Source organism: Demequina sp. NBRC 110054, from assembly GCF_002090115.1.
Classification (GTDB): Bacteria; Actinomycetota; Actinomycetes; order Actinomycetales; family Demequinaceae; genus Demequina.
Map to the genome: position 1 here is coordinate 1,675,407 of NZ_BBRK01000004.1, position 17,913 is coordinate 1,693,319.

At 69.6% G+C, this 17,913-nt stretch carries 22 protein-coding genes; 10 read left to right on the forward strand and 12 right to left on the reverse strand.

Features of this window, described 5'->3' with window-relative positions; translation table 11 throughout:
- Nucleotides 1-173 precede the first annotated feature (173 nt).
- Both B7K23_RS07725 and B7K23_RS07730 read right to left on the reverse strand, forming a co-directional pair.
- Nucleotides 174-830: a nucleoside triphosphate pyrophosphatase gene (locus B7K23_RS07725; protein WP_084125762.1), complete on the reverse strand. Its 657-nt coding sequence runs from the start codon at nucleotides 828-830 to the stop codon at nucleotides 174-176.
- Nucleotides 831-840: 10 nt separating this feature from the next.
- Nucleotides 841-2,499: an MFS transporter gene (locus B7K23_RS07730; protein ID WP_159451355.1), complete on the reverse strand. Its 1,659-nt coding sequence runs from the start codon at nucleotides 2,497-2,499 to the stop codon at nucleotides 841-843.
- Nucleotides 2,500-2,622: 123 nt separating this feature from the next.
- On the opposite strand from B7K23_RS07730, the gene B7K23_RS07735 reads away from it, so the two are divergent.
- The gene (locus B7K23_RS07735; RefSeq protein ID WP_084126248.1) at nucleotides 2,623-3,126 is read left to right on the forward strand and encodes a MarR family winged helix-turn-helix transcriptional regulator; all 504 of its coding nucleotides are present in this window, start codon (nucleotides 2,623-2,625) and stop codon (nucleotides 3,124-3,126) included.
- Between the two features lie 93 nt (nucleotides 3,127-3,219).
- Nucleotides 3,220-3,678, forward strand: coding sequence for a MarR family winged helix-turn-helix transcriptional regulator (locus tag B7K23_RS07740; RefSeq protein ID WP_084125764.1), 459 nt, complete (start codon nucleotides 3,220-3,222; stop codon nucleotides 3,676-3,678).
- A 64-nt stretch (nucleotides 3,679-3,742) separates the two neighbouring features.
- Here B7K23_RS07740 and B7K23_RS07745 read toward each other — a convergent pair whose 3' ends face one another.
- From B7K23_RS07745 to B7K23_RS07755, 3 genes are read right to left on the reverse strand one after another with little or no spacing between them, the layout of a single operon-like run.
- Nucleotides 3,743-4,372, reverse strand: a complete 630-nt coding sequence (locus B7K23_RS07745) for a vancomycin high temperature exclusion protein (RefSeq protein ID WP_159451356.1) — start codon at nucleotides 4,370-4,372, stop codon at nucleotides 3,743-3,745.
- Nucleotides 4,369-4,611: an acyl-CoA carboxylase subunit epsilon gene (locus tag B7K23_RS07750; protein ID WP_084125766.1), complete on the reverse strand. Its 243-nt coding sequence runs from the start codon at nucleotides 4,609-4,611 to the stop codon at nucleotides 4,369-4,371. The genes B7K23_RS07745 and B7K23_RS07750 overlap by 4 nt, the downstream gene beginning before the upstream one ends.
- Nucleotides 4,608-6,197 carry an acyl-CoA carboxylase subunit beta gene (locus B7K23_RS07755; protein ID WP_084125767.1) on the reverse strand — a complete coding sequence of 530 codons (1,590 nt, stop codon included), beginning with the start codon at nucleotides 6,195-6,197 and terminating at the stop codon, nucleotides 4,608-4,610. The genes B7K23_RS07750 and B7K23_RS07755 overlap by 4 nt, the downstream gene beginning before the upstream one ends.
- A 192-nt stretch (nucleotides 6,198-6,389) precedes the next feature.
- Here B7K23_RS07755 and B7K23_RS07760 point away from each other — a divergent pair, with 192 nt between their 5' ends.
- From B7K23_RS07760 to B7K23_RS07780, 5 genes are all read left to right on the forward strand, one after another.
- Nucleotides 6,390-6,701 (forward strand): PTS lactose transporter subunit IIB, encoded by a 312-nt coding sequence (locus tag B7K23_RS07760; RefSeq protein ID WP_084125768.1) that lies wholly within the window; start codon nucleotides 6,390-6,392, stop codon nucleotides 6,699-6,701.
- A 43-nt stretch (nucleotides 6,702-6,744) separates the two neighbouring features.
- Nucleotides 6,745-7,167, forward strand: a complete 423-nt coding sequence (locus B7K23_RS07765) for a PTS sugar transporter subunit IIA (RefSeq protein WP_084125769.1) — start codon at nucleotides 6,745-6,747, stop codon at nucleotides 7,165-7,167.
- A 150-nt stretch (nucleotides 7,168-7,317) separates the two neighbouring features.
- The gene (locus tag B7K23_RS07770; RefSeq protein WP_084126249.1) at nucleotides 7,318-8,079 is read left to right on the forward strand and encodes a DeoR/GlpR family DNA-binding transcription regulator; all 762 of its coding nucleotides are present in this window, start codon (nucleotides 7,318-7,320) and stop codon (nucleotides 8,077-8,079) included.
- Nucleotides 8,080-8,212: 133 nt separating this feature from the next.
- Nucleotides 8,213-8,479, forward strand: a complete 267-nt coding sequence (locus B7K23_RS07775; protein ID WP_084125770.1) for an HPr family phosphocarrier protein — start codon at nucleotides 8,213-8,215, stop codon at nucleotides 8,477-8,479.
- Nucleotides 8,480-8,499: 20 nt separating this feature from the next.
- Nucleotides 8,500-9,333 carry a biotin--[acetyl-CoA-carboxylase] ligase gene (locus B7K23_RS07780; protein WP_084125771.1) on the forward strand — a complete coding sequence of 278 codons (834 nt, stop codon included), beginning with the start codon at nucleotides 8,500-8,502 and terminating at the stop codon, nucleotides 9,331-9,333.
- Between the two features lie 6 nt (nucleotides 9,334-9,339).
- Here the strand turns inward: B7K23_RS07780 and B7K23_RS07785 are convergent, their stop codons facing one another.
- The 5 genes from B7K23_RS07785 to B7K23_RS07805 all read right to left on the reverse strand — a co-directional run bounded on the left by B7K23_RS07785 (nucleotide 9,340) and on the right by B7K23_RS07805 (nucleotide 13,955).
- Entirely contained in the window at nucleotides 9,340-10,053 is a 714-nt protein-coding gene (locus tag B7K23_RS07785) for an SOS response-associated peptidase (protein ID WP_084125772.1), read from the reverse strand.
- A gap of 68 nt (nucleotides 10,054-10,121) precedes the next feature.
- On the reverse strand, nucleotides 10,122-10,610 hold the full coding sequence (locus tag B7K23_RS07790) for an aminoacyl-tRNA deacylase (protein WP_084125773.1): 489 nt from the start codon (nucleotides 10,608-10,610) through the stop codon (nucleotides 10,122-10,124).
- Between the two features lie 64 nt (nucleotides 10,611-10,674).
- Nucleotides 10,675-12,087 (reverse strand): bZIP transcription factor, encoded by a 1,413-nt coding sequence (locus tag B7K23_RS07795; RefSeq protein ID WP_084125774.1) that lies wholly within the window; start codon nucleotides 12,085-12,087, stop codon nucleotides 10,675-10,677.
- Nucleotides 12,088-12,222: 135 nt separating this feature from the next.
- Complete coding sequence (locus tag B7K23_RS07800; RefSeq protein ID WP_084125775.1) at nucleotides 12,223-12,516, reverse strand: hypothetical protein; 294 nt, start codon at nucleotides 12,514-12,516, stop codon at nucleotides 12,223-12,225.
- Nucleotides 12,517-12,857: 341 nt separating this feature from the next.
- Nucleotides 12,858-13,955 carry an MFS transporter gene (locus B7K23_RS07805; protein ID WP_200809781.1) on the reverse strand — a complete coding sequence of 366 codons (1,098 nt, stop codon included), beginning with the start codon at nucleotides 13,953-13,955 and terminating at the stop codon, nucleotides 12,858-12,860.
- A 369-nt stretch (nucleotides 13,956-14,324) separates the two neighbouring features.
- On the opposite strand from B7K23_RS07805, the gene B7K23_RS07810 reads away from it, so the two are divergent.
- The 3 genes from B7K23_RS07810 (at nucleotide 14,325) to B7K23_RS07820 (ending at nucleotide 15,391) form a co-directional block, all read left to right on the forward strand.
- Nucleotides 14,325-14,585 carry a toxin HicA gene (locus B7K23_RS07810; protein ID WP_084125777.1) on the forward strand — a complete coding sequence of 87 codons (261 nt, stop codon included), beginning with the start codon at nucleotides 14,325-14,327 and terminating at the stop codon, nucleotides 14,583-14,585.
- On the forward strand, nucleotides 14,572-14,901 hold the full coding sequence (locus tag B7K23_RS07815) for a type II toxin-antitoxin system HicB family antitoxin (protein ID WP_084125778.1): 330 nt from the start codon (nucleotides 14,572-14,574) through the stop codon (nucleotides 14,899-14,901). The genes B7K23_RS07810 and B7K23_RS07815 overlap by 14 nt, the downstream gene beginning before the upstream one ends.
- Before the next feature lie 202 nt (nucleotides 14,902-15,103).
- Complete coding sequence (locus B7K23_RS07820) at nucleotides 15,104-15,391, forward strand: hypothetical protein (RefSeq protein WP_084125779.1); 288 nt, start codon at nucleotides 15,104-15,106, stop codon at nucleotides 15,389-15,391.
- An 88-nt stretch (nucleotides 15,392-15,479) separates the two neighbouring features.
- Here the strand turns inward: B7K23_RS07820 and B7K23_RS07825 are convergent, their stop codons facing one another.
- Both B7K23_RS07825 and B7K23_RS07830 read right to left on the reverse strand, forming a co-directional pair.
- Nucleotides 15,480-16,475, reverse strand: a complete 996-nt coding sequence (locus tag B7K23_RS07825; protein ID WP_084125780.1) for a hypothetical protein — start codon at nucleotides 16,473-16,475, stop codon at nucleotides 15,480-15,482.
- Nucleotides 16,476-16,839: 364 nt separating this feature from the next.
- The gene (locus B7K23_RS07830) at nucleotides 16,840-17,703 is read right to left on the reverse strand and encodes a hypothetical protein (protein ID WP_143338152.1); all 864 of its coding nucleotides are present in this window, start codon (nucleotides 17,701-17,703) and stop codon (nucleotides 16,840-16,842) included.
- Nucleotides 17,704-17,913 lie beyond the last annotated feature (210 nt).

Genomic DNA, 17,913 nt, shown 5'->3' on the forward strand with positions numbered 1-17,913 from the left:
CAAGTTCTCGCGGCGTGCCAAGGGCGGCCAAGGCGATTTGTGGGGAATGCACAACGAATTCGGCATGGTCATGGGTTAGCCGGGCGCGGGTTGTTCGCTCTCTACAAGTGGACGATGCTGTGGTCCGCTTCATCTGCGGGGCGCGGTCTCCCGCAGAGGGATGAACCAGGGAGTCAGCCCCGGACCGAGTCCCTCCACAGCTCGTGGAACGCGACGCCGCACGCCCCGAGCAGGTGGCGCAGGAGTGGCAGCGAGACTCCGACGACCGCGTGATAATCGCCGTCGATCGATTCGACGTACGGTCCGCCGAGCGAGTCGACCGTGAACGCGCCCGCGACGTGCAGGGGCTCGCCGGTCGCGACGTAGGCCTCGATCTCGTCGTCCGAGAGGTCGGCGAAGCGCACCGTCGTCGACGCCGTGGCGCCGACCGTCGCCCCCGAGCCGCCGGGGCGATCGTCCACGATCCAGTGGCCCGTGTGGAGGACCCCGACCCGCCCCCGCATCGTCTGCCAGCGCGCGATGGCCGTCGCCGGGTCGCCCGGCTTGCCGAGGATCTCGCCGTCGATCTCGAGCATCGAGTCGCACCCGAGCACGAGCGCTTGCGTTTCGTAGCCGTCCGCGACCACCTCAGCCTTGGCCTGTGCGAGCACGAGCACCGAGTCGTCGAAGGCGAGCTCGCCGAGCCCCGAGGCGAGGTGGGCCTCGCGCGCGTGGGCGAGCGCCGCGTCCTCGTCCACGTCCGAGACGATCACCTCGGGGTCGACCCCGGCCGCTCGCAGGGTCGCGAGGCGGGCGGGGGACTGGGAGGCCAGGACGAACGGGATCGGCATGTTCGTGAGCCTAGTCCGTGACGGCAGCGGGCTCCTGGGCGTCGGAGGCGGTGGTGGCGGCAGCATCAACCTCCGGCTCGGCCGGCTCCGCCGACAGCGAGCGGTCGCCCTTCGGCAGTGCGATCAGCATGAGCACCGCGGTCGCGCCCGCGATGATCGCGGAGATCAGCATCGCGTGCTGGCTTGCGTCCATGAAGGCGACCTGCGCGGCGTCGAGGATCTGTGCGGCCGTCGTGGCGGTCTCGCCGCCGACCTCGGTCATCGCGTCGGTGACCGCGACCGCGCCCGCGAGCGAGTCCTGCACCGTGGAGCCGGCCTCCTCGGGCAATGCGGCGGCGGTGTCGGCGATCGACGACGTGTACTGATTCGCGATGAGCGAGCCCAGCAGCGCGATGCCCAGCGACGCGCCGAGCTCCCGCGTGGTGTCGTTCATCGCCGAGCCCATGCCCGAGCGGTTGCGGGGCACGGATGCCATGAGCATGTTCGTCGCGGGCGTCATCACGAGTGCCATGCCCGCGGTGATGAGTGACATCGCGAGGAAGAAGTCCCAGTAGGACGGCACCGTGGGCCACGTGGTCATGAGGAGGAACCCTCCCGCGATGATCACGAGCCCGGGGACGACGGACCAGCGCGTCCCGACCTTCTCGACGAGCTTCGGCACGAGCGGCCCGAGGACCATCATCGGCAGCATCGGCGGGATCATCGCGACGGCGGTCGTGAGCTCGTCGTAGTCCATGACGAGCTGGAAGATCTGCGTCATCGAGTAGAAGGCGCCGATCATCGCGAAGAACGTGAGCGTGACGGACAGCACCGACAGCGTGAAGCGGCGGTTCCTGAACAGCGTCAGGTCGAGCATCGGGTAGGTGACGCGGTTCTCCCACCACACGAATGCGGCGAGCGAGGCGGCGCCGACGGCGGCGATGACGACGGTGAGGGTCTCCCAGCCGTGCGAGGGCGCCTCCATGATCGTGTAGACGATGCCGGCGAGCGCGACCGTGACGAACAGGCCGCCGATCCAGTCGACGGGGGTCGCCTTCTCGTCCACGGACTCGGGGACGATGCGGGCCGTGAGGGGGAGGGCGACCAGGCCGAAGGCCGCGCCCAGCAGGAAGGCGGAGTGCCAGTCGAAGAAGTGCAGCAGCAGCCCGGTGAGCACCGAGCCGACCATCATCCCGACGCCCGCGACCGCGGCCCAGATCGCGATCGCCTTGGGGCGCTCCTTGGAGGGGAACACGACGTTGACGAGCGACAGCGTGGTCGGCATGACGAGCGCGCCGCCGATGCCCATGATCGCGCGCGAGGCGATGAGCTCCTGTGCCGTCGTCGCGAAGAACGGCGCGTACGCGGAGGCGAGCACGAAGATCACGAGCCCGACGAGCATCACGCGCTTGCGCCCGTAGCGGTCCGCGATCGCCGCGGCGATGAACAGCAGCGCCGCGAACACGAGCGTGAACGCCTCGACGACCCAGGTGAGCTCGAGCTGCGTCATGGAGAACTCGACCGCGAGCTCGGGGAGCGCGAGGTTGAGGCTCATGTTCGCGATCATCGCGGTCATGAGGCCGAGGCAGAGAGTCGCGAGGATTGCCCAACGGCGGCGATAGGTCGACTCGGGGATCCCCTCGGCGAGGGCCTCCTCGAGCGCGAGCGGGGCGGGCGCGGGCGCAGTCATGCGTAACCTCCGGGGCGGTGACGGGCGGGGCACCCCGGCGGTGGGGCATGACCCAAGATAATTGCGGTAACCAGAATTATCAAGCACCCTGGTGTGGGAGACTTCCGGCGTGAGGAGGCGGCGATGAGTGAGCAGCGCGGCGAGGAGTCTCCGCTGGGTGCGTCCGCGGACGACTCGGATGCTGCGGTCGACGAGCGCGAGGCGCTCATCGCGCGGGTCCTCGACCTGCAGCGAAGCATCGTGTTCGCCCAGATGGGGCAGCAGTCGGCGCTCATGGGCGACCATCGCCTCACCGTCGCCCAGCTACGGCTCCTGCTGTTCATCCATGCGCGCCCGGGCCGCCCGACCGCCGAGGCCGCGGCGTTCGTCGGGGTGCTGCCGAGCATCCTCACGGGGATCGTGAAGCGCCTCGTCGAGCGAGGCTGGGTCGAGAGCACCACGGATGTCGAGGACAGGCGCGTGCGCAGGCTCACGCTCGCGCCCGAAGGTGCGACGCTCGTCGAGGGCATCGCGGGCGCCGCGGAGAAGGACTTCACTGACGACATCGGGGTGCTGGACGATGCGCAGCTCGCTCAGCTCGAGGGGATCCTGTCCACGATCGTGCGCGTTCGTGCGGGGGATAATTGACACATTCGTGACGATTCTCATGTCGCGGAATGTCGAGGTGTCCGAAGCGTCGTCTCTGACTAGGATGATCCCAGGTAGCACCGGGGAGGATCCATGTCTGACCGTGAGGCTTTGCTCGACGCCGCTGTCGAGGAGTTCCTGCGATTCGTCCATCTGTCCGCGCCGAATCAGGCGGGAGCGGTGGCCCGGCTAGGCCTGACGCTGCACCAGTTCCGAGGGATCGTGCAGATCTACGTCCAGCCCGGCATCTCGACCACCGAGTTCGCCGACGCGATCGGCGTGCAGCCGTCGGTGGCCACCGGTGTGGTGCAGCGCCTCGTCGATCGCGGGCTCGTCGCCCGCACGCTCGACGAGGAGGACCGCCGCATCAGGCGGCTGTCGCTCACAGCCGAGGGACTCGAGGTGGCCGAGGAGGCCGCCGGGATCGCCCGATCGACGCGGCGCACCCAGCTGGGTGTGCTGAGCGACGAGCAGCTGGTCCAGATGCGCGAGCTGCTCAAGGTCCTCGAGTCGGGCCTGGGACGCAGCATCCCGCCGATTCAGGTCTCGTAGCCCCGCCCAGGTTCGGGAGGGCCCCGTCACTCGACGACGGCCCGGCACACGGGCGTGAGCCCGGCTACTCGGAGGCCGTCGCGGCGTCCTCCGGCGCGAGGTCGGCGTCGTCGAGCACGCCAGCCTCGATGAGCGCGGCCTTCCACGACGCCGCGAGCTCGCGGCCGTAGCCGATCGCCGTATGCGGCTTGAGCGCGATCGCGGGGTGAACCCCCTGCGCGTCGAGTCCCGCGCGCTCGCACAGCCACACCGCGCGCGGCAGGTGGAACTCCTGCGAGCACACGATCACGCTCGAGTAGCCGAGCTCGAGGGCATTGAGCGCAGAGGTGCGGGTGTCGTAGCCGTCGGGGTCGAGGACCAGCGCGGACTCGGGCACGCCGAGGTCGAGCGCGGTCGTGCGCATCGCGGCGGTCTCGTCGAGGCCCTCGCGGTTGTTCCCGGCTCCCGACAGGATCAGCGTCGGCACGAGCCCCGAGTGGAACAGCGCGGCACCGACCTCGACGCGCTCGCGGAGGAAGCGGCTCGGCCTGCCGTCCTCCCACACGCGCGCGCCCAGGACGAGCGCGGCGTCCGCGGTGTCGATGCCCGGGCAGCCGGCCCCGTGGATCGCGCCCCACGTGCGCACGCGCATGTACAGGTGCGGGGCCGCGGTCGCGGCGGCGGCCACGGCAAGACCCCTCGTGAGATCGCTCATCGCAGCGAATGCCTCCATGCCTCTTCCCCGCGCCCGAGCGGCAGCATCAGGCGTCGTCCCTGCATGCGGCGGGTGCGGTCCATCCACGCCGATGCGGGAGCGCCGGGGCCCTCCTCGTCGGCCGAGGCGGACGCGACCGCGACCATGCCCGCGACGAGCGCGGCGAGCTCGGCCTCGTCGGGCGCGCCGCGCACGACGCGCAGCGACGCCGCGGCCTCGAGGAGTCCGTCGTCGGTCACAGCGGGACGTTCCCGTGCTTCTTGGGCGGCAGCGACGCGCGCTTGGTGCGCAGCGCCCGCAGCCCTCGCACGATCTGCGCGCGCGTCTCGTGCGGCTGGATCACCGCGTCGACGTAGCCGCGATCGGCCGCGTCGTACGGGTTGACGATGCGGTCCTCGTAGTCCTCGACGAGCATCTGGCGCTCGTGCTCGACATTGCCGCCCTTCGCCTCGACGTCCGCGAGGGTGCGGCGCGACAGGATGTTGACCGCCCCCGCGGCGCCCATGACCGCGATCTGCGCGGTGGGCCACGCGAGGTTGATGTCCGCGCCGAGCTGCTTGGAGGCCATCACGATGTACGCGCCGCCGTAGGCCTTGCGCGTGATGACCGTGATGAGCGGCACGGTCGCCTCGGCGTACGCGTAGATGAGCTTCGCGCCGCGGCGGATGATGCCGCGGTGCTCCTGCGCGACGCCGGGCAGGAAGCCGGGGACGTCGACGAAGGTCAGGACCGGGATGTTGAACGCGTCGCACGTGCGCACGAAGCGCGCCGCCTTCTCGGACGCGTCGATGTCGAGCGTGCCCGCCATCGACTGAGGCTGGTTCGCGACCACACCGACCGAGTGACCCTCGACGTGGCCGAATCCGACCACCACGTTGGGCGCGAACAGCGGCTGCACCTCGAGCAGCTCGCCGTCGTCCAGGACGGTCTCGAGCAGCGTGCGCATGTCGTACGGCTGGTTGTCGGAGTCCGGCACGAGCGTGTCGAGCGCCATGTCGTCGTCCGTGAGCTCGAGGTCGGACTCCTGCTCCCACGCGGGCGGGTCCGACAGGTTGTTCTGCGGCAGGTACTGGAGCAGGTGCTGGACGTACTCGATCGCGTCGTCCTCGTCGGAGGCGAGGTAGTGCGCGACGCCCGAGGTGGCGTTGTGCGTCTGCCCGCCCCCGAGCTCCTCGAACGTGACCTGCTCGCCCGTCACGGACTTGATGACGTCGGGGCCCGTGATGAACATCTGCGACGTGCCTTCCGCCATCACGATGAAGTCGGTCAGCGCGGGGGAGTAGACCGCGCCGCCGGCCGACGGGCCGAGGATGAGCGAGATCTGCGGGATCACTCCCGACGCGGCGACGTTGCGGCGGAAGATCTCCGCGAACTGCGTGAGGGCCGCGACGCCCTCCTGGATGCGCGCGCCGCCGCCGTCGGAGATGCCGATGAGAGGCACGCCGGTGCGCAGCGCGAAGTCCTGCACCTTGGCGATCTTCTGGCCGTGGACCTCGCCGAGCGACCCTCCGAAGACGGTGAAGTCCTGCGAGTACACGGCGACCTGGCGGCCGTCGATCGTGCCGTAGCCGGTGACGACGCCGTCGCCGTACGGACGGTTGCGATCGAGCCCGAAGTTGGTCGAGCGGTGCCGCGCGAACTGGTCCATCTCCATGAACGAGCCCTCGTCGAGCAGCTGCAGCACGCGCTCGCGCGCCGTCTTCTTGCCGCGGGCGTGCTGCTTCTCCTGGGCCTTCTCCTCGGCGGCGGTGACCGCGGCATCGTGGCGCTTGCGCAGAGCTGCGTTGGCGCCTGCCGTGGACTTCCGTGGCTGGGTGTCGGACACGTCTCTCCTTGGGTCGGGACTGCGACACAGCCTAGCCGGGGGTGCCGTCCCGCCACTGGGCGAGAACGACAAGGATCGAGCGATGATCTTGGCGTGATGTTCCCCACCTGTCGCGAAAGCCACCACAATGGGTGCACACGGCCGCAATGGATGCGGCCACGCGCCGCGACATCAGCGAAGGGGGCGGACACCATGCCGTCGATCAACGGTTCCGCAGTCAAGAAGGTCGTCGTCGCGTGCGACGCGGGCATGGGCTCGAGCGTCATGGTGGCGAGCAACCTCAAGACCCGCCTCAAGCAGTACGGCGTCGAGGTGGACCATCTGCCAGTGAACCAGCTTCCCGAGGAGTCGGGCCTCGTCGTCCTGTGCCACCAGGGCCTCGCCCCGCGCGCCCAGCAGACGGCGCCGCACGCGGTCGTCGTGCCCTTCGCGATCTTCATGGGAGACCCCGCCTTCGCCGCGCTCGAGAAGGCGATCGCCGACGGCGAGGCGCTCGCCTCGTGACCGACGCCGCCGGGCCTCCTCGCGCCCGTCGGGCGCGGTAGCCATGGGTGTCCTGTCCGCCGAGGGCGTGCTGCTGCGCAGGAGCGCCACGGACAAGGACGATGCGCTCGTCCAGTGCGCGGAAGCGCTCGTCGCGCTCGGGGCGGTGGGCGACGACTACCTCACCGCGATGCGCGAGCGCGAGTCGCAGATCAGCACCTTCCTGGGCGAGGGCGTCGCGATCCCGCACGGGACGCATGCCGCGCTGGGAGGGATCCGCCGCGCAGCGATCGCCTTCCTCCAGTTCCCCGAGGGCGTGGACTGGGATGGGCAGGACGTCCGTGTGTGTATCCCCATCGCCTCGCGCACCGACGAGCACGTCGACATCCTCAGCGCCCTCGCGACGACGCTCTCGGATCCCGCCGCCGCGGCGGCTCTGCGCGAGGCCGAGGACGTGGACGCGGTGCTCGCCCTGATGGCGCCGTGATCGCGCCGCGAACGCCTGATCCCGGAGAGGCGGCCCCCGCGCCGCCGCGCGACACGCCGCGCCCCCGTGGCGCGGCGCTCGAAGACCACGATCGCGCGGCACTCTCGGGGATGATAGGGACGATGTTCGGACAGCGAAGGAGCGGTGTCGATGTACGCGGCTGAACGCCAGCACGAGATCCTGACGAGGGCGCGCGCGAACGGCAGGGTCGAGGTGGGTCCGCTCGCCGACAGCCTCGGCGTCACCGTCGAGACCGTGCGCCGCGACCTCACCGCCCTCGAGCGCATGGGCGCGGTCCGCCGCGTGCACGGAGGCGCGCTCCCGGTCGAGCGCCTCGCGCTCGAGCCGAACCTCGCCGCGCGCGAGAGCCGCAACTCCGAGCAGAAGCGCCGCATCGCCACGCGCGCCCTCGAGGAGGTCCCGACTGGCGGGACGATGCTGCTCGACGCGGGCACGACGATGCTGGCGATCGCCGAGGCGCTGCCCGCGGACCTGGAGGCCACCGTGGTGACGAACTCCGTCGCGATCGCCTCGCGGCTCGCCGACCACCCGGGCATCGAGCTGCTCATGCTCGGCGGACGGATCCGCCAGCTCACGGGCGCCGCGGTGGGCGACTGGACCGAGTCCGAGCTCGAGCCGCTGTGCGTCGACGTCGCGTTCGTCGGCACGAACGGGCTCACCGTCGAGAGGGGCCTCACCACGCCCGACCAGACCGAGGCGGCCGCGAAGCGCGCGATGGTGCTCGCGGGGCGCCGCGTCATCGCGCTCGCCGACGCGACCAAGGTCGGTCCTGTCCACCTGCACCGCTTCGCGGCGCTCGACGAGCTCGCGATGCTCATCACGGACGACTCGCTCGACGAGGAGACCGCCGCCGAGATCGTCGACGCCGGCGTCGAGGTCGCGAGGGTCTAGTTCGCCTTGGGCTCCGTTCGCTCGGGTCGAGGTCGCTCGCCGTGCGCGGAGCGGGGTACGGTGAAACGCGCGGCGCGCCTCGTGCCGCGGATGGGTCGGTCCAGCCGGCCATGACCCCCGGGAGGGACCACACATGACCACGCGCACCGTCGAGATCGGATCGTCCGTCGGCCTCCACGCCCGCCCCGCCGCGCTGTTCGTGCAGGCGGTCAACGACGCCGGGATCCCCGTGACGATCTGCAAGCCCGGCGGCGCCTCGACGCCCGCCAACTCGCTGCTCGGTGTGATGGCGCTCGGCGCGAAGCATGGCGAGACGGTCGAGCTCTCCTCGGACGCCGACGGCGCGGACGAGGTCCTCGACACCCTCGTCGAGCTGCTCAAGAAGGACCTCGACGCCTAGGGCGTCCGCGGGCCACCTCGATGACCGATCGGTCGCGCGCGGCTGACAGGCCGCCGCTCACCGCCGACGCGGTCGCGCCCCTGGTCGCGCCGCGCGGCCCGCTCGCGCTCGCGGCCGTCGTGGATGCGGAGCCGTCCACCAACACCGCGCTCGCGACCGCGCTGCGCGAGGACCCGGGAGCGTGGCCTCACCTTGCCGTGTACCTCGCCGATCACCAGACCGCGGGCCGTGGCCGCGCCGGCAGGGTCTGGGAGACCCCGCGCGGCACCTCGCTGACCCTGAGCTGGGTGCTTCGTCCCCGTGCGACCGGCACCGACCTCGCGTGGGCGCCGCTCGTCGTCGGGCTCGCGGCAGTGCGCGCGCTGCGCTCGCTCGGGCTCGACGCGTGGATCAAGTGGCCGAACGACGTGGTCGTCCGCGTCGACGCGGACGACGTCGCGGGCTGGGGCTCGTGGCGCAAGGTCGCCGGGATCCTGTGCGAGGTCGTGGACGATGCAGTGGTCGCCGGGACCGGCATCAACGTGCTTCAGACGGCCGACGAGCTTCCCGTGCCGCACGCCGCGTCGCTGGCCTCGCTCGGGTGCGAGGCCTCGCGGCTCGACGTGCTCGGCGCTCTCGGCGCCGCACTGCGCGAGACCACCGCGGCCTGGGACGACCACCCGGCCGCCGTCCGCGACGAGGTCGAGGCCGTGTGCGCGACCATCGGCTGGGACGTCGCGGTCGACGTCGGCACCGCCGCGCCGGTGACCGGCACCGCGGTGGGACTCGGGGCCGACGGCTCGCTGCTGGTCCGCTCCGCCTCGGGCCGCACGACCGCGGTGCTCGCGGGAGACGTGCGGGTGCGCAGAGCCTGAGGTTCGTTACCCGACAGGCGCGACCAGGCTCTCGTCGTTGTTGCGGACGTTGCCCACGGCCCTGCCGACCTCGTGCCACGCGAGCTCGGGCGCGGGGGCGGCGATCGCGTCGTGCAGGTCCGACGCGGGAGCCTCACGGTCGAGCCAGGTCGCTGCCGACTCCGGGGTGAGCATCGCGGGCTGGCGATCGTGGATGTCCTGCATCTCGTCCCGCGACGCGACGGTGACGATCGAGCACGAGGCCATCCAGGGCGCATCGTCCCCCTCCGACCCGTCTGCATTGACGCTGCCCCGCCAGAACTCGTACAGGCCCGCGAAGGCGAGGGGAGCGTCGTCCGTGGGGTGGATGAAGAACGGGTGCTTGCCGTCGTCCTTGGTCTGCCATTCGTAGTAGCCCGAGGCGGGGACGACGCACCGGCGCTTGGCGAAGGCCGCTCGGAAGGACGGCTTCTCCGCCATGGTCTCCGAGCGCGCGTTGAACATCCGCGAGCCGACCGCCGGGTCCTTCGCCCACGACGGCACCAGCCCCCAGCGGGCGATCTCGAGCTGACGCTCGCCCACGGGCGCGGGCTCGCGCGACGGGACGACGATCGGCACCCTCTGCGTCGGCGCGATGTTCCACGACGGGGGCAGCAGGCGCGCCTCGTCCGAGGCCACCGCGACCTCGAACGCGTCGATCAGGTCCTGCTCGGTGAGGAAGTTCGCGTAGCGGCCGCACATGCCTCCAGTGTGCCCGTCCCGTCCGACACACGGCGCGGGCAACGGTCAGGGGACGCGTGGATGTGGGACTACTGCGGCTCGGTGACGTCCGCGACCTCGGCGCCGAGCGTCGCGACCAGGTCCGCCGGGTCGACGGTCGCGCCGAGCCCGTGCGCGCCCGCGCCGATGCTGACCAGTCCGGGGCGTTCGGCGATGAGGGAGTCCGCGATGACGGGGAGCGGGTCGCCCGAGGGCGCGGGGCGGGCGCCGAAGGGCGTGATGGTGCCGCGCTCGTAGCCGGTGACCTCGAGCGCCACGTCCTTGTCCGGCATCGACAGGCGGCTGACGCCCAGGAGCGCGCGCAGTTTGGGCCAGCTGATCTGCCGGTCGCCGGGCACGAGGACCAGGAGGAAGTCGCCCTCGCCGCGACGCACCACCATGGTCTTGAGCAGCTGCGACGGTTCGACGCCGCGCGCGGCGGCGGCTTCCTCGAGCGAGCGCACGGGGCCGTGCTCGGTGATCGTGTGGTCGATGCCGGAGGCGGCGAGCGCGCGAGTGGCGGCGGTCTCGGTGGTCATGTGAGGGTCAACCGCGGTGAGGCCGTATCGCTTCCGCCGCGCGTCGTCGCGTTGTGAAGGCGCGTCAGACCGGGTCGACCGCGGGATCGCTCTCGGTCGCTGGCGCGGGAGCCGGGGCGTCGCCACGGAACAGGCCGAACGCGACCGCGACGAGAGCGAGCAGGATCGCGGTGACCACCACGTCCCACGGGGACAGCGGGCGCAGGACCGCGAGGCACAGGGCGAAGACGGCCGCGAGGGCCGCCCACAGCAGCCATGCGTGGCGGTCGAGCAGGCGCGCGAGCTCGGGGGAGCGCCAGCCGCGCGTCTCGAGGCTCGTGGCGCCCCTGCCCAGCGCCGTCGACCCGCCGCTGCGCGCCGCCGCCGCGGCAGCGGAGCCGCCCGCGATGAAGCCGGCGATGAGAGCGATGAGGCCCGCGAGAGCGAAGGCCATGCTCGACGCGACCAGGCGGGCGGTGAGCCCGTTGTAGATCGCGACGGTCGCGTCGACGGGGATGTCGGAGGCCAGGGCCGCGCCCGCGATCGCCCCGGCCACGAGGAGGCCGCCAGCGACGAGCGAGCCGACGATCAGCATGAGCGTCCCAGCGACGACGAGCGCGCGCGGGCGGCGCGGGTGGACCAGGACGCCGACGATCAGCAGCGCGATCGTGAGCCACGGCAGGACGCTGCCGAGCGTCGTGAGGACCGCGTACCCGAGGCGCGCGGTCGCGACCTGCGGCACCTGTGTGACGGTGATGCTCACGTCGACCTCGGGGATCGAGTCGGCGAGGCTGAAGCCCTGCTCGACGAGCGCGGGCTTGATCGCGTCGATGATCGGCTGGAGCTGGATGACGACGTTGCCGGACGAGTCGATCGCGACTGCACCCTCGCCGTCGCCCTCAAGGATCGCGACCATCTGGGAGTGGGTGAGCGTGAGCGCCTCCTCCCAGATGTTGGCGAAGGCGTCGGACTCGACGACCGCCGTGAGCGCCGCGCGGATCGCGGTCCGGGTCTGGTCGGCGAGCAGCGGGCCGAGCACGTCGGCGGCCTCGGCCAGGCGCGGGGTGGACTCCTCGGACAGGACGGAGTCGAGCAGCTCCTCGACGAGCGCGTCGGGGTCGAGCGCCTCGTCGATCGCGGCGGCCGCCTCGTCGACGATAAGCGCCTGCACCGCGGGATCCTCCGCGAGAGGTGCGAGCGTGCCCACGAACGTGGAGGTGTCGCTCACCTGCGCCGCGGCGTACGACGCGACCGAGGCCAGGGGCGCGAGGATCGCCGCCAGGACGATCAGCGTCGTCGCGAGGAACGCTCGGCCGCGGTGGCGCGACTCGGCCGGGGCGGCGGGCGCGGACACGGACGATGCGGGTGTCGGCTCGGGCGCTGGGGCTGGCTCCGGCTCGGGCCGGGTGTCGAGCTGCTCCTTGAGCGAGGCGTTCTCCGCCTCGAGCTCCTTGAGGCGCTCCTCGATCTGTGCCTTCGTCATCCTGCTGGCCGCCATGGGAGCCCCCGTATGTCGCAGGGGCGATCCAGCATCGTCCCTGTACCCGAGCGTAGCGAGGTGCGGGGCGTGGTGGCGAGGGGGCGCGAGGCGGGAGCGGCCGAGTCGTCCGAGTCGTCCGAGTCGTCCGCGTCGTCAGGCGGTCACGTCGAGCACGGTGCCGGTCGTCGATGTGACGTCGACGGACGACGTGTCGGTGTCGATCTCCAGGTCGTCGGGGATCCCGTTGTTGTTCTCGTCCTCATCCTCCGTCTCCGATGATGCGGCCGGTCCAGCGGGCGGGGCTCCCTGCGGGCCGCCTGCGGGCCGAGGCGAGCCCATGCCCGACGTGCCAGCCGTGCTCTCGTCGGATTCTGCCTGCGTCGTGGACGCCTCGCTGGCGATGGTGCGCACATTGAACGTCGCGCTCGAGATGCCTGAGATGGACACTGGATCTCCTTCGGTGATGGGGCGCGCCCGAGGGCGTGCCGTGGATGGCCTGCGGTGCGGCGATGACAGTCCCGATGTGAGGAGTGCATGTCCGTTCCGGCGAGCATCGCTGCTCGTCCTGCGCATCGACCGACGGCGAGCGAGGGCGAGGATTCCACTCCCGTTCTGCGGAAACTCTTGGCAAAGGACGCCGAGCGCGGTCCACGCCGGTGGTGGAACGTGGCACTCGGGCCCTCCTACGCCGGCTCGCGAGCCCTTGGGCGTCTCGGAGCCCGAGCGCACACGAGGACCCGGCCGAGTTGCACGCCTTCGACCGGGTCCCGTGAGCCGTCGTCAGCGGGTCAGCTCCGTGCGCGCTCGGCCTCCGCGAAGCCAGCGGGCTCATCGACCGGCTTGGGGTCGACGAGCCAGAACAGCACGACGTTGACCAGCGCGATGCCCGCGAGCATCGTGTACGCGCCGGCGTAGCCGCCCAGGTGGGTGAGGCCCCACGCGAGGATCGCGTACGACGTGATGCGCACGAGACCCTGCATCGGCTGGATGATGCCGAACGCCTTGACGAACGTGCCGCGCGGGAACTTGTCCGCCACGATCGCGGTCGTGAGCTTGGTCGCGCCGCCGAAGCTCAGGCCGATCATCACGAGCGAGACCCACAGCATGAAGGTGTTCGTCGCGAAGAGGTTGGCCACCACGGCGACGAGCCACCAGCCGGAGTAAGCCATCAGGCCCATGCGGGTGGACATGCGCTGGCCCAGCCATCCCCACGCGTACGCGCCGGGAACCCCGATGAAGGCGGCGATCGCCATGTTGGTGGTGGCCTCCGACTGGGAGTAGCCGAGATCCATCATGCGCGGCACCAGCTGGCTGAGGACCGCGACGAGAACGATGTAGATGCCACCGGAGCCGAGACCGATCAGCCACACGTCCTTCATCTTGAGCAGCTGGAGGGTCGTGAACGGGGAGCGGAACGTCTCGGCCGCATCGCGGCTCGCCTGGATCTGCTCGGGGGTCATCGGGATGTTGTCGGGCGTCGCTCCCATCTCCTCGGGCAGGTTCTTGACGAACAGCGCGACGACGATGAAGACGACGCCGAGGATCGCCGACACGGCCCAGAAGCCGTTCTGGACCCCGAAGATGCCGAAGAACGCCGCGAGCATCGGGACGAACAGCGCGGTGGACATCGTCTGGCCCATCGTCACCCAGCCGAGCGCGAGGTTCTTCTTGCGGGGGAACCAGTTCGCGATCAGGTTGAGCCCGCCGACGTAGCCGAAGCCGCTGCCGAAGAAGTTCACCAGGAAGAACAGCCCCACGAACGCGGGGATGGTGCCCCACGTGCCCAGCAGGCCGAAGGCGATCGCCGAGGCGGCCAGCGACACCAGGATGTTGATCTTCGCGCCCCACAGCTCGCACGTCTTCGCGACGGCCCATCCGGCGAGCACACCTCCGAGCGACGCCGGCGTCGCCCAGTACAGCAGCGTGGCACAGGGTGCTGCACATGAGGTATGCGCAATTGCGCATAAATCCGGACGGTCGGCCGTCTCGATCGGCGGTGGGGGTTCTCCACGGATCCTCCTGTCGCGCGGCACTTCGCGCCCGATATGTCTACTTTTCGAGTCGTGGGGGCGGACACGATCGCGCAGCTGGAGTTGCAGGTGCGTGCGGTGGGCCTGTATCGGAGTGCTCGCCGAATTGCGTCCGTCGCGGTGATGGATGGCGCGGGGCGGGGTACCTGTCGATCTGGATCACTCTCCGGAGGGTAGCCCCAGCGTTTAGTGCCAATAGTAGTGCTACATTGAGAGGGCGTTCACGTGGCGCAACTGAAGAAGATCGTCGAGAAGATGATGCGAGCTCCAGACGATGTGCGTTACGACGACCTCTTCAAGGTGTGCGAGGCGAACTTCGGTGCGCCCCGCCAGAGTGGTACCTCGCATGCGGTGTTCAAGACGCCTTGGCAGGGAGACCCGCGAGTCAACATCCAGAACAGCAAGGGCAGAGCCAAGGGCTACCAGGTTCGCCAGGTCCTGAAGGCACTCGAGAAGTTGGAAGGTGGGAGTGATGGTCAACCCTGACCACTACACGTACCGGGTGTCGTTCTCTCCGGAAGATCACGAGCACGTGGCGACCGTCGCGGAGCTTCCGTCCTTGTCGTGGTTGGCGGGCAGCCCACAAGACGCGCTCTCCGGCCTCACGGCACTGGTCCACGAAGTGGTGGCCGACATGGAGCAAAGCGGCGAGAGCGTTCCGGAGCCGCTGGCCGACCGCGAATACTCGGGTCGCTTCCAGGTTCGCGTCCTCCCTGAGCTGCACCGCGCCTTGGTGATCCGCGCGCACGAGCAGAACGTCTCGCTCAATCGGCTGGTGTCGGATCGCCTAGCGTCAGCCTGAACCGTCCTGGGATTCTCGCCGCTTCCGTCTCGGTCTGAAATGCCGAGAGGGCTCGGGCAGAGGAGGCGGCTGACCCAGGTTCGGTTGATTCCTTGACCTGACCTGCCCGGTTGGCCTTCGCGGCGGGCGCCGGGGCTGCGAGTTCTCCACAGATTCCCTTGTGGCCCGGCACTCGGTGTCCGGTATGTCTACTTTTCGAGTCATGGGGGCGGACACGATCGCGCAGCTGGAGTCGCAGGTGCGCGCGCAGATTCGCGAGCGGGGCGTGGATCCGCTGCGCGAGCGCGAGGCCGTGCGTGCCCTCGTGGACGATGCGTTGGCCGAGTGGGGCGAGCGGGCGCTGACCGGGGCCGTGGTTCCGGTCGACGATCCGGCGGAGGCGTCTCGCGAGCTGCTCGCGAACGTGGCCGGCCTCGGGCCGCTCCAGCAGTATCTGGATGACCCGGAGATCGAGGAAATCTGGATCAACGAGCCGTCGTTGGTCAACTAGGGGTCTCTTCAAACTACCTGGCAATGCACTTCTTCGCCCCGGGGAAGGGGGCGGTCCTGCCTTGCCCAGGACTTTGATGGGCGAGGCGTCAGTGCTCCCATCGTCCGACGGTCGTGGTGCCTTCGGTGCCGCTGAAGGTGACCCATCCGAGCCAGGCGCCGCCCTGGATCTGGGCGTTCGAGGCGACATCGCCTGATCCCGGGAGCTTCCACAGGCTCGACGTCACCGTGTCGTACAGGAACAGTCGGTTGCAGTTCCATTGCACTGTGCCATCGCCAACGGCGAGGTTGATGGCGACATCAAGAAAGTTGTTCTCTGGCTTGATCTGGCTGATGTCGGTGAGGGTGCCGGTGGCGCGGTCGAAGATCAGGACGTCGACCGTGTCGGGCATGCCCTCGTCGTCGTTCTCGCGGATCGACCATGCGAGAAGGCCGTCTCCAGCGGCGAGGTCGCTGATGCGGCCGTCGGGTCCGAGTTCACCCTCGATCAGGCGGTGCTCGACGCCGTCCTCGCAGACCTCGCTGATGACATAGGTGCCGTCGGCGACGGAAGTATCTGTGCCGTTGACTCGCACGAAGGCGACGCAGTCGCCGCCCGAGGCGGACGGGAGAATCGCGCCCTTGGCGACGACCTCGAGTTCGCCGGAGCCGTCGAGGTTGCGTCCGAGGATCTCGAGGCCGAAGTCGCTGTAGTGGCCGTCCTCGCCCTTGTCTCCTAGCGGATAGGGTGTGCCCCACCAAGCGCGGGTGTCGCCGACCGTGACGTACGTGTACGGTCCGACGATCGGCAGGGTGTCGTCGGGCAGGACCTCAACGGAAGCGCCGAGGGCGACCGTGGTGCCGGTGGCGATGTCCGCGGCGAACACCGACCAGTCGTCGTAGTACAGGTCAGTTGAAGGGGTCTCGACCCACGCGACATAGTCGTCGTTCATGGCCGTCGACTCGGATTGGCGCGCGGTGTCGAGATCCACGCCCTCGGGAGTGACGGTGGGAAAGGCGTCGAACGAGCCGTCCTGGTTGATGATGCCTGTCGACGTCTGAATCGCGGTCTCGCCCGCGGAAGGTGGGTAGTGGGTGCCTGCCACCGTGCCTGTGCTATTGACGGCTCCCGTGCTGACGTCGTCGTTGTCGGCAGCGATTTCCGTGACGTTGGCGAGATGGTTCGAGCCGGCTGCTTTCGCGGCGTCTGTGGACTCGAGAATGGTTGCGGGTTCGGTAAAGACCCCGTCGATCCATACCGAAGTGGAGTAGGCACCGACCTCTCCGAATACTGGGGCGGGGCTCTCGCTTGGCGATGCCGAAGCTGTCGCTGGCTCCGAAGCTGTCGCGGTTGTCGTAGTGCCGGGAGAGGCATCCACCGTCGTGTCGGTACAGGCTGCCAGTAGCATCGTCAGTGCTCCAGCTGCGGCGAGCGCGGCGCCGGCCCGCGTGGGGCCGGCGCTCGCGTGGTCAGTACGCAATGCCGTTGTACTGCAGGTACTTGTTCGTGAAGTTCGCTGTCGTGGACTTGAACTTCGGCTTGGCATCCTCGAATCCAGTCACCGCGGTGGAATTGGCTGTGGAGTCGACCCACCACGTGTACTTGCCGGAGTTGCTGTAGTAGTAGGCGACGATCCAGTGGCCGATCTTTCGATGGGGGTGGTTGTTGTAGTGCGGGTTGTCGTCGCCGGCGAGTTCAACGGTGTCGGCTGCGACGGGGTACCCCGCCATCAGTCGCGTCGTGACCGCGGCCTTCACCTCGGCTGCGGGCGGGGTGCTGTACTGGTGGTAGACCGTCTTGCCGATCCACGCGTTGAGGCCGTTCTTGAAGTTCTTCGACGCCCACGCAGTCGTTCCGTTGGCTGTCGTCTTCATGTGATTCGAGTTCGCCATCGTGCTCTGCTTGATCGATGACCCGTCGGCTGCGGACTTCATGCTGCCAAAGATGGGCGCACGGATGATCTCGACGCCGACCGCCGGGCCGCAGTAGTACCCCTTCGACTGAGGCACCTGATCGATGTTGAGAAGAATAGAGCCGGCGACGGACGAGGTCGTTGCCGCCAGCGCCGTGGTGGCCGTGCTCTTCGTTGACAATTGCGCGGCCACCTCGAGGTCCTCAGAGGCGTCTTCAAGCTCCGCTGCGATGCCCAGATCGTCCGCGAGCTCCACAATCTCGTCGTCGGACACGAGCTTCTTGCCGCTCATCTCCATGTACTGCGCCAACACCTCGGCGCGGTGTTGCGCGTCCTCGTCGCTCATCGAAAGCGCCGGGCCGGTGTAGACATCGCCGCCAGTGCTTGTGCCGTCATCCGAGTCGGCCGCTTCGGCAGCCACGCACGGCGCTGTGACGAGCAGGAGCGAGAGTGGGAGCGCAGCGAGGCGCTGAAATGCACGAGATCTCATCGTTAAGTCCCCTGAAAATGTGCACACCCCCCCCTGGGTGGCACTGAGTGGCACGTTAGTGTGCTGCTGGGAATTTGGTCAAGAGGTCGTGAAGTATCTCGTCCCTGTTTGCTTCTTGCGGTGGTCGGCGGCGCCCGAAGT

What these genes read in the sequence shown, in the direction of transcription:
- B7K23_RS07725 (WP_084125762.1), bottom strand. Translation starts at nt 830, where the DNA reads ATGCCGATCCCGTTCGTCCTGGCCTCCCAGTCCCCCGCCCGCCTCGCG.
- B7K23_RS07730 (WP_159451355.1), bottom strand. Translation starts at nt 2,499, where the DNA reads ATGACTGCGCCCGCGCCCGCCCCGCTCGCGCTCGAGGAGGCCCTCGCC.
- B7K23_RS07735 (WP_084126248.1), top strand. Translation starts at nt 2,623, where the DNA reads ATGAGTGAGCAGCGCGGCGAGGAGTCTCCGCTGGGTGCGTCCGCGGAC.
- B7K23_RS07740 (WP_084125764.1), top strand. Translation starts at nt 3,220, where the DNA reads ATGTCTGACCGTGAGGCTTTGCTCGACGCCGCTGTCGAGGAGTTCCTG.
- B7K23_RS07745 (WP_159451356.1), bottom strand. Translation starts at nt 4,372, where the DNA reads ATGAGCGATCTCACGAGGGGTCTTGCCGTGGCCGCCGCCGCGACCGCG.
- B7K23_RS07760 (WP_084125768.1), top strand. Translation starts at nt 6,390, where the DNA reads ATGCCGTCGATCAACGGTTCCGCAGTCAAGAAGGTCGTCGTCGCGTGC.
- B7K23_RS07765 (WP_084125769.1), top strand. Translation starts at nt 6,745, where the DNA reads ATGGGTGTCCTGTCCGCCGAGGGCGTGCTGCTGCGCAGGAGCGCCACG.
- B7K23_RS07770 (WP_084126249.1), top strand. Translation starts at nt 7,318, where the DNA reads ATGTACGCGGCTGAACGCCAGCACGAGATCCTGACGAGGGCGCGCGCG.
- B7K23_RS07775 (WP_084125770.1), top strand. Translation starts at nt 8,213, where the DNA reads ATGACCACGCGCACCGTCGAGATCGGATCGTCCGTCGGCCTCCACGCC.
- B7K23_RS07780 (WP_084125771.1), top strand. Translation starts at nt 8,500, where the DNA reads ATGACCGATCGGTCGCGCGCGGCTGACAGGCCGCCGCTCACCGCCGAC.
- B7K23_RS07785 (WP_084125772.1), bottom strand. Translation starts at nt 10,053, where the DNA reads ATGTGCGGCCGCTACGCGAACTTCCTCACCGAGCAGGACCTGATCGAC.
- B7K23_RS07790 (WP_084125773.1), bottom strand. Translation starts at nt 10,610, where the DNA reads ATGACCACCGAGACCGCCGCCACTCGCGCGCTCGCCGCCTCCGGCATC.
- B7K23_RS07795 (WP_084125774.1), bottom strand. Translation starts at nt 12,087, where the DNA reads ATGGCGGCCAGCAGGATGACGAAGGCACAGATCGAGGAGCGCCTCAAG.
- B7K23_RS07815 (WP_084125778.1), top strand. Translation starts at nt 14,572, where the DNA reads ATGGTCAACCCTGACCACTACACGTACCGGGTGTCGTTCTCTCCGGAA.
- B7K23_RS07820 (WP_084125779.1), top strand. Translation starts at nt 15,104, where the DNA reads ATGGGGGCGGACACGATCGCGCAGCTGGAGTCGCAGGTGCGCGCGCAG.